Source organism: Streptomyces sp. NPDC042336, from assembly GCF_055581985.1.
Genome location: NZ_JBVJEA010000008.1, coordinates 230,956 through 247,124, shown reverse-complemented (window position 1 = coordinate 247,124; position 16,169 = coordinate 230,956). Strand labels below are relative to the sequence as shown.

Here is a 16,169-nt window from a genome sequence, read left to right as displayed (position 1 = left end):
CGGACGTTCGACCACCGCCGTTTCCGGGTCGTGTCCTGAACCCCGTCAACTTTAGATTGAATCCAATGTAGGATGGTTTCCTGAACCACTCAGGAGGCCATCCCATGTACGAGCCGATCCGCAGCAAGTCGGTCCACAGCACGATGGCCGACGGCACCCCCGACTTCCCCCACCGGTCCCGGGACGAGGAGCTGGACATCCAGCTCGCGGGCCATCTCGCCGCACTGCTCGCCGTCACGGACGAGCTGCGCGCACTGGCACCCGACACCGGCCTGGACACCGCCGCCGACCGGCTCGCCGAGCAGGTGACCCGGCTGCGGGGAGGTCAGGCGCCGGCCCGCCTCCAGGTGGCCGCCGCCCGTCCGGAGCCGCGTCCGGCGGCCCTGCACCGGCGGGCGCACACCCTGGCGGCCCGCGCCCTGGTGGTCGCGGCCTCCCGCGCCGACACGGCGGTGGCGATCCTGACCGCCGAGCGCATGGACGCGCACTCCGCCGCCCTGGAACCGCGCGAGCTCGCGGCCCGCTGAGCCCTCCCGGGCCCCACGTACGGCCCCGGTCCGCGCGCACCCGCAGCGACGCGCGGACCGGGCGCCACACATCCCACCGTCCGGCGGGTCAGCCGAAGATCACCGTCAGGACGACGAAGACCAGGATGACCACGAGGACGATCGCCCACACGGGCCAGTTGCCCCGGCTGTGCGGATCCTCCGGGCCACCACCGCGTGGGCGGTCCTCCGCCAGCTGCGGGTCGGGGTCCCGCGGCCGGTCGCGCGAGTAGAAATCACCACCGTCTGCCATGGCGGGTCCCTCCTTCCTCTTCCTGCTCTCCGCTTCTGCGCGGCTTCGGCCTTCCGGGTACCGCAAGGGCGGCAGCACATGCCCACCGGCCACGACGTCGCCTGCCCGCAGCGGCCGCGAGGCCGGGCGGGCCCGGACATGCCGAAGGGCCGGGTCCGTCGCACGCCGTTGTGCGGGGACCCGGCCCGAGCGGGGCTTCTCCGCGCTCCGGGGTTGCGACGAGCTACTGGAGCGCGGGGAGACCCCCTCGTGACCGGCCTTCGTGACGACTTCGCGGGTCAGGGCTAGTCGGACCGGCCACGGAGCTGGGTGGGGACGGTGCTCAGCCCAGGCGCCGCACCAGCGCCCGGTACTGGTCCCACAGCTCGGCGGGCGTGTGGTCGCCGAAGGTGTTCAGGTGCTCGGGGACGAGCGCCGCCTCCTCGCGCCACACCTCCTTGTCGACACTGAGCAGGAGCTCCAGGTCGGCGTCGGCGAGGTCGAGCCCCTCGGTGTCCAGGGACTCCTTGGCCGGCAGCACGCCGATCGGGGTCTCGACGCCGTCCGCCTTGCCCTCCAGGCGCTCCACGATCCACTTCAGGACGCGGCCGTTCTCGCCGAAGCCGGGCCAGACGAACCGGCCCTCGTCGTCCTTGCGGAACCAGTTGACGTAGTAGATCTTCGGCAGCTTGGACTGGTGCTTGTCCTTGGCCACGTCGACCCAGTGCCCCATGTAGTCGCCCATGTTGTAGCCGCAGAACGGCAGCATGGCGAACGGGTCGCGGCGCAGCTCGCCGACCTTGCCCTCGGCGGCAGCGGTCTTCTCGGAGGCTACGTTGGCGCCGAGGAAGACGCCGTGGTTCCAGTCGAAGGACTCGGTGACCAGCGGTACGGCGGTGGCGCGGCGCCCGCCGAAGAGGATCGCCGAGATCGGCACGCCCTTGGGGTCCTCCCACTCCGGCGCGATGATCGGGCACTGCGCGGCGGGCGTGGTGAAGCGGGCGTTGGGGTGGGCGGCGGGCGTGCCGGACTCGGGCGTCCAGTCGTTGCCCTTCCAGTCCGTGAGGTGGGCCGGGGTCTCCTCGGTCATGCCCTCCCACCACACGTCGCCGTCGTCGGTGAGGGCGACGTTGGTGAAGACCGAGTTGCCCCACAGGGTCTTCATGGCGTTGGCGTTGGTGTGCTCACCGGTGCCGGGCGCGACGCCGAAGAAGCCGGCCTCGGGGTTGATGGCGTACAGGCGGCCGTCCTCGCCGAAGCGCATCCAGGCGATGTCGTCGCCGATGGTCTCCACGGTCCAGCCGGAGATCGTGGGCTCCAGCATGGCGAGGTTGGTCTTGCCGCAGGCCGAGGGGAAGGCGGCGGCGACGTACTTGGGCTCACCGGTGGGCGGGGTCAGCTTCAGCACGAGCATGTGCTCGGCGAGCCAGCCCTCGTCGCGGGCCATGACGGAGGCGATGCGCAGGGCGTAGCACTTCTTGCCGAGCAGGGCGTTGCCGCCGTAGCCGGAGCCGTAGGACCAGATCTCGCGGTCCTCGGGGAAGTGCGAGATGTACTTGGTGCCGTTGCAGGGCCAGGGGACGTCCTCCTGGCCGGGCTCCAGCGGGGCGCCGACGGAGTGCACGGCCTTGACGAAGAAGCCCTCGTCGCCCAGCTCGTCCAGGACCGGCTGTCCCATGCGGGTCATGGTGCGCATGGAGGCCGCGACGTAGGCGGAGTCGGTGATCTCGACGCCGAGCGCGGAGAGCGGGGAGCCGAGGGGGCCCATGCAGAAGGGCACGACGTACATGGTCCGGCCGCGCATGGAGCCGCGGAACAGTCCGCCCTGGCCCTTGTCACCGGTGAAGATCTCCCGCATCTCGGCGGGGTCCTTCCAGTGGTTGGTCGGGCCGGCGTCCTCCTCCTTGGCGGAGCAGATGAAGGTCCGGTCCTCGACGCGGGCGACGTCGGAGGGGTCGGAGGCCGCGTAGTAGGAGTTGGGGCGCTTGATCGGGTCGAGTTTGCGGAAGGTGCCCTTCTCGACGAGCTCCCCGCACAGGCGCTCGTACTCGGCCTCGGATCCGTCGCACCAGACCACTGCGTCCGGCTGGGTCAGTTCGGCGATCTCGTTCACCCACGAGATCAGTTCCTGGTGGTTGGTGGGGACGGAGGGAGCCGCGATGTCGCGCGCCACGATTGCTCCTAAATGAGGGGTTTTTTGTTGGAGGCCCCGTGGGGGCTGCGACCCGGATGCGTGATGGTGACCTCGTGGGCGCTCATCCGGTGTCGACCGCACTCATTTGATCATCCGACGCGAGCGCCCATCTGTCCAGAGGGCGTCACACCTGAGCGGAGTGAGGAGCGCCACGTGCTCCAACCGGGAGTGCGCCGCCGGGTTCCCCGTGAGACGATGACCACTTGCCGGACGGCAGCCGTCCGTACTGATGCGTAACTTACGGAACCGTAGGTACGATGCGTCCATGACTGCGTCCGTCCCCGATGCGCCCAGGGACCTGCCGGCCGGCGGCCGCGGGCCCGTAGCGCTCCCCCTCCCGCATCCGGTCAAGCCGAAGCTGCGCGGGTGGCTTCACCTGGGCATGTTCCCCGCCGTCCTGATCGCCGGTGTGGTGCTCACCGCCCTCGCCGAGTCGCACGAGGGCCGCATAGCCTGCGGTGTCTACGTCCTGACGGCCTGCCTGCTGTTCGGCGTCAGCGCGCTCTACCACCGGGGCAACTGGAGCCCGCGCATGGACGGCATACTGCGCCGTCTCGACCACGCCAACATCTTCCTGATCATCGCGGGCACCTACACCCCGCTCACGATGCTGCTGCTGCCCGGCGCCAAGGGCGAGTGGCTGCTGTGGGGCATCTGGGCGGCCGCCGCGGCCGGGATCGTCTTCCGCGTCTTCTGGGTCGGCGCCCCACGCTGGCTCTACACCCCCTGCTACCTCGCCATGGGCTGGGCGGCGGTCTTCTACCTGCCCGAGTTCATGCGGGCCGGCGGCATCGCCGTCCTCGTCCTGGTGATCGTCGGCGGCCTCCTCTACAGCGCGGGCGGCGTGATCTACGGCCTCAAGCGCCCCAACCCCTCGCCGCGCTGGTTCGGCTTCCACGAGGTCTTCCACTCCTTCACGCTGGCCGCCTTCATCGCGCACTACGTGGGGATCTCGCTGGTCGCGTACTAGCCGCCGCGGGTTCCGCCCTCCTTCCCGCCGGGGGCCCGCGGCAGGGCCTGCGAAAAGGCCGGGGCCCGGCCCCGGCCCCCGTGGCATTCTGACCGGGTGAACGGTCCCGAGATCCACGTCGAGTTCGCCCCCGAGCTGCACCTGTTCGTCCCGCGCGCCCGCCCCACCGGCACCGCCCGCGCGGCCACCGACGGCGTCTCCACCCTCGGCCACCTCGTCGAGTCCCTCGGCGTGCCGCTGACCGAGGTCGGCACCCTGCTCGTCGACGGCCGCGAGGTGCCGCCCGGCCACGTCCCGGCGGGCGGCGAGTCGGTGCGCGTACGGCCCGTCCAGCACCCCCAGCGGGTACCCGGCGCTCCCCTGCGGTTCCTGCTCGACGTGCACCTCGGCACCCTGGCCCGCCGGCTGCGGCTGCTCGGCGTGGACACGGCGTACGAGTCGACGGACCTCGGCGATCCGGCGCTCGCCGCGCTGTCGGCGGCCGAGAAGCGGGTCCTGCTCAGCCGCGACCGGGGACTGCTGCGCCGCCGCGAGCTGTGGGCCGGTGCATACGTCTACAGCACCCGCCCCGACGAACAGCTCCAGCAGGTCCTGGACCGGTTCCGGCCCGCGCTGCGCCCCTGGACGCGCTGCACCGCCTGCAACGGGCTGCTCCGGGCGGCCACCAAGGAAGAGGTGGCGGAACAGCTCAAGGGCGGCACCCAGCGGTCGTACGACGTCTTCGCCCAGTGCACCGCGTGCGGCCGCGCCTACTGGCGGGGCGCGCACCACGAACAGCTGGAGACCATTGTGGAGCGCGCCGTGAGCAGCACCCGGGACGCCTGAGCAGGCCGCCCTCAGCTGCCCGGGGCGGCGCCCAGTGCGGCGCGCAGCCGCTCCGCCTCGGTGGTCGGCGCGTCGCAGGTGAAGTTCCGGCAGACGTACGCGGCCGCTGCCCCTCCCACCAGGGGCCGGTCGGCGAGCAGCGGGAACTCGTCGCTCCCGGCCACGCCGAAGGCGACGACCGCCCCGGGCGCGGTGCCGAGCAGCGCCGTACGGTGCAGCCCGCGCGCGGCGGGGTCGTTCGGCTCCGCGGCGACGACGGCGACCTCGCGCGGGCCGTCGAGCAGCGCCTCGGCGGCCGCCAGCCCCCAGCCGATGAAGCGCGGGACGCGCGGGCCGAGCGCCTTCACCACGCCGAGGGCGCGCTCGGCGGCGGTGCGGTGGGGTGCGGAGCCGGTGTGGGCGGCGTACGACAGCAGGGCGCCCGCGGCGGCGCTCCAGCCGGACGGGGTGGCGTTGTCGGTGGGGTCCTGCGGGCGGCGGATCAGCTGCTCGGCGTCGGCCGCGGTGTCGTACAGCGAGCCGGACTCGTCCGTGAAGCGGGTGAGGACGTGGTCGAGCAGGAAACCGGCGAAGTCCAGCCAGACGCCCTCCCCGGTGACCGACGCCAGCGCGAGGAAGCCCTCGGCCACGTCGGCGTAGTCCTCCAGCACCCCGGCGTTGGCGCCGGCCCGGCCGTCCTTGCTGGTGCGGGTGAGCCGGACCTGCTCGTCGAGGTGCACGCGCACCAGCAGATCGGCGGCGGCGACGGCGGCCTCGACCAGGTCGGGGCGCTCGAAGCAGGCGCCGGTCTCGGCGAGCGCGGCGATCGCCAGGCCGTTCCAGGCGGCGACCACCTTGTCGTCGCGGCCAGGGGCGGGGCGTCCGTCCCGCGCGGCGAGCAGCCGCTCCCGGACCGACGCGATTTTCGCGGCGTCGAAGACGCCTTCCTGCTGCGGCAGTTGGAGCACGGAGGCGCCGTGCTCGAAGGTGCCCTCCTGGGTCACGCCGAAGTACTGCGCGGCCGACTCCGCGTCCTCGGCGCCGAGGACCTCGGTGAGTTGCGCGGGCGTCCACACGTAGTAGGCGCCCTCGACGTGCCTCCCGGTGCCGTCGTCGCTGTCGGCGTCCAGCGCGGAGGCGAACCCGCCCTCGGCAGTGCGTAGTTCCCGCACCATGAAGTCGGCGGTCTCCAGAGCGACCCGGCGGGCCAGGTCCGAGCCGGTGGCCCGCCACAGGTGGGTGTACACGCGGCACAGCAGGGCGTTGTCGTAGAGCATCTTCTCGAAGTGCGGCACGACCCACTCGCGGTCCACGGAGTAGCGGGCGAAGCCGCCGCCCAGCTGGTCGTAGATCCCGCCGCGCGCCATCCGCTCGCAGGTGTCCCGCGCCATCTGGAGCGCGCCCTCGGCGCCGGTGCGGGCGTGGTGGCGCAGCAGGAACTCGATCGCCATGGACGGCGGGAACTTCGGCGCCCCGCCGAACCCGCCGCGCTGCGCGTCGTACTCCCGGGTGAGTCCGAGCAGCGCCTGGCCGAGCTGCTCCTCGCCGGGCGCCTGCGCGTCGCCGTAGGAGATCTCCCGCCCGGCGAGGTCCCGGACGATCTTCCCGGCGACCTCGTCGACCTCGTCGCGCCGCTCGGCCCAGGCCTGCTGGACGCCCTGGAGCACCTGGCGGAAGGAGGGCATGCCGTGCCGGGGCTCGGGCGGGAAGTAGGTGCCGAAGTAGAAGGGCTCCGCGTCCGGCGTGAGGAACACGGTCATGGGCCAGCCGCCCTGTCCGGTCGCCGCCTGCACGGCCTCCATGTAGACGGCGTCGATGTCGGGGCGCTCCTCGCGGTCGACCTTGACGCTCACGAAGTGCGAGTTGAGGTACTCGGCGGTGGCTCCGTCCTCGAACGACTCGTGCGCCATGACGTGGCACCAGTGGCACGCGCTGTAGCCGACGCTCAGCAGCACGGGGACGCCGCGCCGCCGGGCTTCCTCGAACGCCTCGGCCTCCCACGGCCACCAGTCGACCGGGTTCTCCGCGTGCTGGAGGAGGTAGGGGGACGTCGCCTGCGCAAGTCGGTTGGGCATGCCCCCATCCTGGCGCACGCGCCGCCGCCCCGTCCGTACGCCACGGGTGCGGGGCGTACGGACGGGGCGGCCGGAGCCCTCGGAAAGGCTCTTCTCGGCGGTCGACATGGTGGTCGGCCCAGTCGATGACTCAGTAGTCGACGCGGTCGGTCTTGGCGATCCATGCGTCGAACGGCTGGGTGCGGTGGGGCAGGTCGAGGTGTTCCACGGTCATGGGCCACAGGTCCTGGGGCCGCTTCTCGAACAGGTCGTAGAACTTGCGGTCGTCGAAGCCGGCCACGGCGGCGTCGTGGCGGTCGGCGCAGAAGACGAGCCGGTCGACGCGGGCCCACAGCGCCGAGGACAGGCACATCGGGCAGGGCTCGCAGGACGTGACGAGCGTGCAGCCCTCCAGGCTGAACGTGCCGAGCGTCTTGCAGGCGGCGCGGATGGCGCTGACCTCGGCGTGTGCCGTGGGGTCGAGGCTGGAGGTGACCTGGTTGCTGCCGAGGGCGACGACGTCGCCGCCCTTGGCGATCAGGGCGCCGAAGGGGCCGCCGCCGTCGCGGACGCTGGTGGTGGCCAGCTCGATGGCCTTGTCCATCCAGGCGCGCTCGAACTCGCGGATGCCGGTCTCGATGGTGTCGGTCGTCATGCGTGCTCCTTCTTGGGCAGGCAGCGTGCGGAGTACGGCGTGCGGGCCTACGGACTCACGGGGAGGAGGATTCGTAGGAGCAGTACACAGCTCGCCCGCGGCACCCGGCCAGGGGCCGAAAACATGAACTACGGACCGGCCGCGACCGGCGCTTCGTAGGTTCCCACAAGGACGGGCAACCGCCGCGGAAGGGGTCAGTCCCCCTCGGCCTCGAAGGTGCGCAGCAGGTCGGCCGCGACGCTCACGGCGATGGTCGCGGGCTCCTTGCCGGTGATGTCGGCCAGCCCGATCGGGGTCTTGATCCGGTCGATGACGGCGTCGTCGTGGCCGCCCTCGGTGGCGAGGCGCTTGCGGAACCGCGCCCACTTGGCCGCCGATCCGATCAGCCCGACGGAACCGAGGTGGCCGGTGCGCAGGGCGGCGTCGCACAGGGCGGCGTCCTCGGCGTGGTCGTGGGTCATGATCAGGACGTGGGTGCCGGGCGGCAGTTCGGCCAGCACCCCCTCCGGCAGCAGCGGCGTGTGGTGCGTGTGCACCTGCGCCACCGCGTCCCCCAGCACGCCGAGGCGCTCCTCGGTGAGCATGTCGGCGCGGCTGTCGACCAGGTGGAGGTCGAGGTCCTGACGCGCCAGGATGCGCGCCAGTTCCAGACCGACGTGCCCGACGCCGAAGACCGCCACCGCCCGGACCACCGGCAGCGGTTCCAGCAGCAGCGCGACGGTCCCGCCGCAGCACTGCACGCCGTGCCGGTTGGTCACCTTGTCGTTCAGGGCGAAGTCGAGCATCTCCGGTTCCGGCTCGGCCGCGGCGATCATCTCCCGGGCCCGGTCGATGGCGACGGCCTCGACGTTGCCGCCGCCGATCGATCCCCAGGTCCCGGTCCGCCCCACGACGAGTTTCGCACCGGCGTCACGCGGCGCGTGGCCGCGCACGGTCGCGACGGTCACCAGCACGCCGGGCTCCCGGCGTGCCCGCAACCGCGCGACCGCGGCGACCCAGGTCATGTCAGGCACCGCTCAGCGCTTCCACGCCGGTGCGGACCCCGCCGCCGGCGGCCGCCCCGTCGCCGGCGCGGCCGTTCCCGGCGGCACCGCCCTGCCGGGCCGACTCGATCGCCCAGTACACCGCCTCCGGCGTGGCGGGCGAGGCCAGCTCGACGGCCGTCCCCCTCGGCCCGAACGCGGCGGCCGCCTGCCGCAACGCCTCGCGCACCGAGAACGCCAGCATCAGCGGAGGCTCGCCCACCGCCTTGGAGCCGAACACCGCGCCCTCCTCGGTGGCGTTCTCCAGGAGGGTGACGTTGAACTCCTCGGGCATCTCCGAAAAGCTCGGCAGCTTGTACGTGCTCGCCGCCTGGGTCAGCAGCCGGCCGCGGTTGGGGCCGTCACCGGTGTCCCAGCGCAGGTCCTCCAGCGTCAGCCAGCCCGCGCCCTGCACGAACCCGCCCTCGACCTGGCCGATGTCGATCAGCGGGGACAGACTGTCGCCGACGTCGTGCACGATGTCCACCCGCCGGATGCGGTACGCGCCGGTGAAGCCGTCCACCTCCACCTCGGTCGCGGCGGCGCCGATGGCAAAGTACTTGAACGGGGACCCGCGGAAGGTCTTGGCGTCCCAGTGCAGCCCCTCGGTCCGGTAGTAGCCGGCCGCCGAGAGCTGGACCCGCTGGAAGTACGCGGTGCGCACCAGGTCGTCCCAGGCCAGCTCCCGGTCGCTGCCCAGGGTGCGCGCGACGCCCTCGACGATGCGCACGTCGGAAGCGTTGGAGCCCAGTTGGCTCGCGGCCACCCGCAGCAGCCGTTCGCGCAGCTGCTCGCAGGCGTTCTTCACCGCTCCGCCGTTGAGGTCCGCTCCGGAACTGGCCGCGGTGGCGGAGGTGTTGGGCACCTTGTCGGTCCGGGTCGGAGCGAGGCGCACCTTGTGCAGGGGGATGCCCAGTGTGGTCGCGGCCACCTGGAGCATCTTGGTGTGCAGGCCCTGGCCCATCTCGGTGCCGCCGTGGTTGATCAGGACGGAGCCGTCCTTGTAGATCAGCACCAGCGCGCCGCCCTGGTTGAAGGCGGTCAGGTTGAAGGAGATGCCGAACTTCACCCCGGTGACCGCGAGGGCCCGCTTGGTGTGCGGGTGGGCGGCGTTGAAGGCGGCGATCTCGCGCTCGCGGTCGGCGATGTGGCCGTTGTCCTGGACCTGTTGCCAGACGGCGGCGATCCGCTCGGGCTGGGTGACCGGCTGCCCGTAGGGGGTCGTCTGGCCCTGGCCCGGCCGGTAGAAGTTGCGCTCCCGCAGCTCCTTGGCGTCCAGGCCGAGCCGGGGCGCGCAGCGGCCCAGGATGTCCTCGATCACCAGCATGCCCTGCGGTCCGCCGAAGCCGCGGAAGGCGGTGTTGGAGACCGTGTTGGTCTTGGCGATGCGTCCGGCGACGCGGGCGTTGGGGATCCAGTAGGTGTTGTCGATGTGGCACAGCGCCCGGGCCAGGACCGGCTCGGACAGGTCCAGGCTCCAGCCGCCGTCCGCGGTCAGCGTGGCGTCCAGGGCCTGGATGCGTCCCTCGGCGTCGAAGCCGATCCTCCAGGTGGCGTGGAACCCGTGCCGCTTGCCGGACATGGTGAGGTCCTGGGTCCGGTTGAGCCGGAACCGCACCGGCCGGCCGGTCAGCTTGGCGCCGAGCGCGGCCACGGCCGCGAACCCGTGCGGCTGCATCTCCTTGCCGCCGAAGCCGCCGCCCATCCGCAGGCACTGCACGGTCACCTCGTGGGCGGGCACCCCGAGCACGTGCGAGACGATCTCCTGGGTCTCGGACGGGTGCTGGGTGCTGCTCTGGATGAACACCTGCCCGTTCTCGTCGACCTGGGCGAGGGCCGCGTGCGTCTCCAGGTAGAAGTGCTCCTGGCCGGAGAACTGGAACTCGCCGGTGAACACGTGGGCCGAGTCGGCGAAGCCCGCGTCGACGTCGCCGTGCGTCATGACGGGACGGGCACCGTGGTAGCTGTCCGCCGCGATGGCGTCCTGGAGCGTGATGACCGAGGGCAGTTCCTCGAGGTCCACCTCCACGGCCGCCGCGCCGATCCGGGCCGCCTCCAGCGTCTCGCCGAGCACCCAGGCGACCGCGTGGCCGTGGAACATGACCTCGTCGGGGAAGAGCGGCTCGTCGTGCTTCATGCCCGCGTCGTTGACGCCGGGCACGTCGGCGCCGGTCAGTACCCGCACCACGCCCGGCACCGCGAGGGCGGGCCCGGTGCGCACCGCCGTGACCCGGCCGCGGGCCTTCATGACCTGGACCGGGTAGGCGTGCAGCACGTCCTTGGTGCGCTGGACCAGGTCGTCGGTGTACAGCGCGGTTCCGGTGACGTGCTGGACGGCACTCTCGTGCGGCATGGAGACGCCGACGACCGGCTTCTCGGGGCGCTCGGACAGATGGCTCATGACGGCACCGCCTCGGTGGTCTGTGCGTACAGCTTCAGCAGGCTCTGGCCGAGCATCGCGGAACGGTAGCCGGCGCTGGCGCGGTGGTCGCTCATCGGAGTGCCCTCGCCCCGCAGCACCTCGGCCGCGGCCTCGGCGGTCCGGGCCGTCCACGGCCTGCCCTCCAGGGCGGCCTCGGTGGCGAGCGCGCGGACCGGCGTGGCGGCCACGCCGCCCAGACCGATGCGCGCCTTGCGGACGGTCCCGCCCTCGACGTCGAGCGCGAAGGCGACCGCCACGCTGGAGATGTCGTCGAAGCGCCGCTTGGCGATCTTGTGGAAGGCGGTGACCGGGGACAGCGGCAGCGGCAGGCGCACCGCGCGGATCAGCTCGCCGGGACGGCGCACGCTCTGCCGGTAGCCGGTGAAGTAGTCGGCCAGCGGGACCTCGCGCTCGCCGTCGGCGTCGGCGAGCACCAGCGACGCCTCCAGCGCGAGCAGCACCGGCGGACTGTCGCCGATGGGCGAGCCGGTACCCAGGTTGCCGCCGAGGGTGGCGCCGTTGCGGATCAGCCGGGACGCGAACTGCGGGAACAGCTGCGCCAGCAGCGGGACGCTGCCGTCGAGGCGACGCTCGATCTCGGTGAGCGTCAGCGCCGCCCCGATCTCGACGTGGTCGGACTCGACCCGGAGGTCCCGCAGTTCGGGCAGCCGGTCGACCGCGATCACGCAATCCGCCCTGCGGGCACGGATGTTGACCTCGACACCCCAGTCGGTGCTGCCCGCGACGACCACCGCGTCGGGCCGCTCGCGCAGCAGCCGCAGGGTCTCGGCCAGGGTGCTCCTGCGCAGGAAGGCGCTGCCGTCCTGGCGGTACTCGGTGGCGACCGGCGCGGGCGGGTCCTGCTCGCGGCGCCGGGCCATCGGGTCCTCGTCGGTGGGCGTGCCGACGGCGAACGCGGCGTCGCGGATGGGCCGGTAGCCGGTGCAGCGGCACAGATTGCCGCTGAGCGCGTGCAGGTCGAAGCCGTTCGGACCGTGCTCGGCGTCGGTACCGGCGACGTCGTCGGCGCCCTCGGCCGTGCCCGGGCCCTGGCCGGCGTGCGCCTCCTGGTCCGCGTGCGCGCAGCGGTCGGGCCGGTAGTACTCGGCCGCCATGCTGCAGACGAATCCCGGCGTGCAGTAACCGCACTGGGAACCGCCGCGGACCGCCATCTCCTCCTGCACCGGGTGCAGGACGGGCGGTGTGCCGGGTGCCTCGACCGTGGCGAGACCCTCGGAGGTGACGACCTCCTGGCCGTCGAGTGCCGCGACCGGGACCAGGCAGGCGTTGACCGGCACCCAGTCGGTGGGCTTGTTCACTCCGGGGCGGGCCACCAGGACCGAGCAGGCGCCGCACTCACCCTCCGCGCAGCCCTCCTTGGTGCCGGTGAGACCGCGCTCGCGGAGGAAGTCGAGCACCGTGGTGTGCGGCGCGGCCGGTGCGATCGGTGCTTCTTTTCCGTTGACCGTGATCCGTGCCGTCACCATGACAGACCTTCATTTCGACTCGGGACAGGTCGATTCTGGACAGGTCGATTCATCATGTTCGCCAATTTCAGGCAGCTTTCTGAGTCCGGACGCGCCGCAGCAGAAGTGCGAGCGCACATCGGCACGCGACTACGGCATGCCGTGAAGTGGTGAAAGTGAGGGAGAACCCGGAATGTGCCACGCGGGGGCACAGCGGAACGGCGTGTCAGCAGCCGTGTGCGACCCGACCCGAAACCCACACCGTGCGGCGGGCGAGGCGACTCAGGTCAGAATTGGTGCACATCTGCCGGTCGCCTCCTGTCGGTAGTCATGGGTCTGCTTCCATCGAAAATTAGTGGCTGCGCCCACCCGGGTCAAGAGGGGAATTCGTCGACTTTCCCGGCCGGTGCGGACCGATCCTCCCCAGGGTCTCCTCCCGGCAGGACACTTGACCGACGCATAACCGGGGAAGGACCCGGGGATGGGCCGGAAGGGCCCCTGGGACGTCCGGGGCGACCGGGGCGCCTGGGGCGACCCGGCAGGACACCGATGCCGCCGGAGGGGGCGCGACATGCGGGACAGTCATCGGGCGGAGGCCGAAGGGCTGCTCAGGCGGGCCGTGGAGGAGGAGGTACGGCGCTCGGGCGGACGCACGGACGGGACCGTACTTCTCTCCCGGGCCCGCGCGGCGCTGGACGCGATGGCGGGGACGGCCGGCGAGGAGTACGAGGCCTACACCCGCGCCCTCGACGAGGCCGCGGCCGGACAGCTCACCTTCCGCCAGCGCTACGCCCGTGAGGGCGCCGGCACTCCCCTGCTGGTGGCCGCCGTGGCGGCGGTCGCCGCGGTGGTGGCCGACGTGGCGCTCGGCACCGGGACCGGCACCGCGGTGGGCGCGGGCGTGACGGTCGGGGTCGTCGGCGCGGCGGCGACGGTGGTCAAGGTGGTCGGGGTGCATGTGCCGGCCGCCCACCACCGCGCCGGTGCGGTCAGCCAGCCCGGCGGGCCCGAGCAGCTGCGGTTGCAGTGGCTCACCGCGCTGGAGGTGCGCGGCATCCGGCCCTTCCTCGACCAGCAGCGGATGCTGGCCGCGTCCACCGGGCCGGCCAAGACCGGGCCGAAGCTGCGGGGCGCCGACAAGAGCGCGGCCGCCCGCGGACGCAGCGCGCTGGAGCAGTCGTTCGGGCAACTGCCCGAGCCGGAGGCTGTGTTCGCGGGCCGGCGGCAGGAGATGGCGCGGCTGCGGCAGTGGGTGCAGGCGGCCCGCGCGAGCACGGAGACCAAGCCGACGGTGGTGGTGCTGCACGGGGCGCCCGGCAGCGGCCGTACGACGCTGGCGGTCCGGGCCGTCCACGAGCTGCGGGACTACTTCCGCGGGGCCTGCCTGGTCGATCTGCGCGGGGCCGGCTCCGGGGCGGGCGGGTCCGCGGCGGGCGGCTCCTCGGCGGGCTCGGAGGCGCCGCTGAGCACCCGGGACGCCCTGCTGCACCTGTTGAACCGGCTCGGGGCGCCGCGCGAGCAGCTGCTGTTCCGGGAGCGCTCCTCGGCGGACCAGCAGGTCAAGCGGCTCAGCGAGCTGTACCACCAGCATCTGACGGGCGTCCCGGTCACCGTCGTCCTCGACGACGCCTCGGACCCCGAGCAGGTGCGCACCCTGGTGCCGGAGCGCTCGGACAGCCTGGTGCTGGTCACCGCGCGGGAGCCGCTGCGACTCCCGCCGGACCTGCCCGCCCGGGTGTACGACCTGCCGGTCGAGGAGCTGGACGCGGCGGGCGCGGAGGAGCTGCTGGGCGCCGCGGCCGAGGACGCCTCGGGGCCCTACGACGCCGAGTCGAGCGAGCTGATCCGGCAGTTGTGCGGCGGGCTGCCGCTGGCGCTGCGGGTCGCCGGGTCCTCGCTGGGCCCGCGCTCGCCGCGCGCGCTGGCGACCGACCTGGGCGCCTACGGGCCGGTGGAGCCGGTCGAGCGGGCGCTGTGGCTGCGCTACACCGACCAGCCGGAGCAGGCCCGTCGGCTGCTGCGCCGGCTGGCGCTCGCGGGGCGCACCTCGCTGGGAGCCGCGGCCGCCGCCGCGCTGATGGCCACGGACGAGGCGGAGGCGACCCGGCAGCTGACGGCACTGTCGCGGGCGGGCCTGATCGACCACGTCCGCGGCAGCCGCTACCGCCTGCACGACGTGGTACGCGCCTTCGCCCGCGCCCGGCTCGCCGACGAGGAGGAGCCCGCCGACCGGACGGCCGCGCAGGAACGGCTGATCGCCAACTACGCCGAGCTGGCCGACTCCGTGCTGCGCCTGGTCGACGGCAACATGTCGACCCGCTCCAACCAGTTCGGGCAGTACGGCTTCACGTCGCTGGACGAGGCGCTGCGCTGGCTGGACGACGAGTCGAGCTTCATCACGGCGACGCTCAGGCACGCCGAGGGCGTCGACCAGGGCGCGGTGCTGAACCTGCTGGGCGCGCTGTGCGACTACTGCCTGCTGCGGGGCGACCTGTACCGGCTGGGGGAGATCAGTGAGCTGGCGCAGTCCGTGGACCAGGGGCTGCTGGTGCGCTCGGTGCAGTGGCGCACCGGTATCGCGGCCCGGCAGCTGGGCGAGCTGGACAAGGCGCGCACGACGCTGGCCTCCGTGGTCGACCTGTACCGGGACGCCCATCACGACGCCGGGGCGGCGCGGGCCCTGTGCTCGCTGGGGATCACGCTGCACCACCAGGGCAACCTGACCGACGCGGCGGCCAAGCTCCGGGAGGCGCTGGACCTCCAGGCCGCGCCGGAGCTGGCCACGGACCGGGCGTGGACGCTGCACGCGCTGGCGGCGGTGCAGCGCGACCGGGCCCGGCTGGCCGAGGCCCTGGAGCTGCTCACCGAGTCACTGGTGCTGCACCGGGCGGGCGAGTCGGTGCACGGCCAGGCGTGGGCCCACTTCCAGCTCGGCCAGCTGCACCTGCGGATGGGCGACGTGCCGGGCGCGGAGTCGGATCTGCGGGTCGCCCTGGACCTGTACGGCCGTACCCAGGACGCCCGCGGCGAGGCCTGGGCGCTGACCCAGCTGGCGCGGGCCCGGCTGGTGGACGGGGACGTGCCCGCGGCGGTGGAGGGGCTGCGACGGGCGGAGACCCGGCACCGGGAGAACGCGGACGCGCGCGGCAAGGCGTGGAGCATCTACTACCTGGGCCAGGCACTGGAGGAGACGGGCGCCCTGGACCAGTCGGTGCGCGCACTGGAACGCTCGCGCACCATGTTCTCCCGGATGCGGGACGTGTACGGCCTGGCCTGCGCCCGGCACCACTCGGCGCGGGTCACCCGGGACCAGCGCGCCGCCCAGACCGGTTCCCTGCGCAACTCGGGCTTCGCCCGGCAGCTCCTGGTCGACGCGCGCGCCGATTTCCAGCGCATCGGCGTCGGGCACGGGGAGGCGTGGACCTGCCTGGAGCTGGCGGTCGTGGACGCGGGCAACGCGCGCACGCCGCAGGCACTGGCCCTGTGCGACGAGGCCGCCGCCCTCTTCGCCGGGTACGGCGACCGGCGGGGCGAGGACTGGGCCCGCTTCCTGCGCTGCACGCTGCTGCCGTACGCCGCTCCCGGCGGGGTGGAGGTCGGTACGGCGGTGGCGCAGGAGGAGCTGGCCCAGCTGTCCCGCGCCCGCCACCGGGCCCGCGACGCCAAGCTGGACGACTACGTGGATGCCTACCAGCTGCTCCTGGAGCGCGGCGTGCAACTGGAGGCGGGCTGGCAGGCCTGGCGCCTGGGCATGGTCCCGGGCCGCCAGGCGAGGGAGGTGATGGGCGTGGCGGTCACGGCCTGA

At 73.0% G+C, this 16,169-nt stretch carries 11 protein-coding genes; 4 read left to right on the top strand and 7 right to left on the bottom strand.

Features of this window, described 5'->3' with window-relative positions; genetic code table 11:
- Window positions 1–104: 104 nt before the first annotated feature.
- A complete protein-coding gene (locus ACZ6IM_RS19765) occupies window positions 105–527 on the top strand; it encodes an SCO4983 family protein (RefSeq protein ID WP_052839641.1) in 423 nt (140 codons plus the stop codon).
- Between the two features lie 88 nt (window positions 528–615).
- On the opposite strand, the gene ACZ6IM_RS19760 is transcribed toward ACZ6IM_RS19765, so the two are convergent.
- A complete protein-coding gene (locus ACZ6IM_RS19760; protein WP_052839642.1) occupies window positions 616–798 on the bottom strand; it encodes a hypothetical protein in 183 nt (60 codons plus the stop codon).
- A 322-nt stretch (window positions 799–1,120) separates the two neighbouring features.
- Window positions 1,121–2,950 (bottom strand): phosphoenolpyruvate carboxykinase (GTP), encoded by a 1,830-nt coding sequence (locus ACZ6IM_RS19755; protein WP_469557790.1) that lies wholly within the window; start codon window positions 2,948–2,950, stop codon window positions 1,121–1,123.
- A 286-nt stretch (window positions 2,951–3,236) separates the two neighbouring features.
- Between ACZ6IM_RS19755 and trhA the strand changes: the two genes are divergently transcribed.
- Both trhA and ACZ6IM_RS19745 read left to right on the top strand, forming a co-directional pair.
- On the top strand, window positions 3,237–3,941 hold the full coding sequence (gene trhA / locus ACZ6IM_RS19750) for a PAQR family membrane homeostasis protein TrhA (protein WP_469557788.1): 705 nt from the start codon (window positions 3,237–3,239) through the stop codon (window positions 3,939–3,941).
- Window positions 3,942–4,037: 96 nt separating this feature from the next.
- Window positions 4,038–4,766: a Mut7-C RNAse domain-containing protein gene (locus ACZ6IM_RS19745; RefSeq protein ID WP_052839645.1), complete on the top strand. Its 729-nt coding sequence runs from the start codon at window positions 4,038–4,040 to the stop codon at window positions 4,764–4,766.
- An 11-nt stretch (window positions 4,767–4,777) separates the two neighbouring features.
- Here ACZ6IM_RS19745 and ACZ6IM_RS19740 read toward each other — a convergent pair whose 3' ends face one another.
- The 5 genes from ACZ6IM_RS19740 to ACZ6IM_RS19720 form a co-directional block, all read right to left on the bottom strand.
- The gene (locus ACZ6IM_RS19740; RefSeq protein WP_469557786.1) at window positions 4,778–6,820 is read right to left on the bottom strand and encodes a thioredoxin domain-containing protein; all 2,043 of its coding nucleotides are present in this window, start codon (window positions 6,818–6,820) and stop codon (window positions 4,778–4,780) included.
- 130 nt (window positions 6,821–6,950) lie between these two features.
- Window positions 6,951–7,454 carry a nucleoside deaminase gene (locus ACZ6IM_RS19735; protein WP_052839647.1) on the bottom strand — a complete coding sequence of 168 codons (504 nt, stop codon included), beginning with the start codon at window positions 7,452–7,454 and terminating at the stop codon, window positions 6,951–6,953.
- A gap of 194 nt (window positions 7,455–7,648) precedes the next feature.
- A complete protein-coding gene (xdhC, locus tag ACZ6IM_RS19730; RefSeq protein WP_469557784.1) occupies window positions 7,649–8,458 on the bottom strand; it encodes a xanthine dehydrogenase accessory protein XdhC in 810 nt (269 codons plus the stop codon).
- Window position 8,459: 1 nt separating this feature from the next.
- On the bottom strand, window positions 8,460–10,877 hold the full coding sequence (xdhB, locus tag ACZ6IM_RS19725; protein ID WP_052839649.1) for a xanthine dehydrogenase molybdopterin binding subunit: 2,418 nt from the start codon (window positions 10,875–10,877) through the stop codon (window positions 8,460–8,462).
- Window positions 10,874–12,385, bottom strand: coding sequence for a xanthine dehydrogenase small subunit (locus tag ACZ6IM_RS19720; RefSeq protein ID WP_469557782.1), 1,512 nt, complete (start codon window positions 12,383–12,385; stop codon window positions 10,874–10,876). The genes xdhB and ACZ6IM_RS19720 overlap by 4 nt, the downstream gene beginning before the upstream one ends.
- 550 nt (window positions 12,386–12,935) lie before the next feature.
- Here ACZ6IM_RS19720 and ACZ6IM_RS19715 point away from each other — a divergent pair.
- Entirely contained in the window at window positions 12,936–16,169 is a 3,234-nt protein-coding gene (locus tag ACZ6IM_RS19715; RefSeq protein ID WP_469557780.1) for a tetratricopeptide repeat protein, read from the top strand.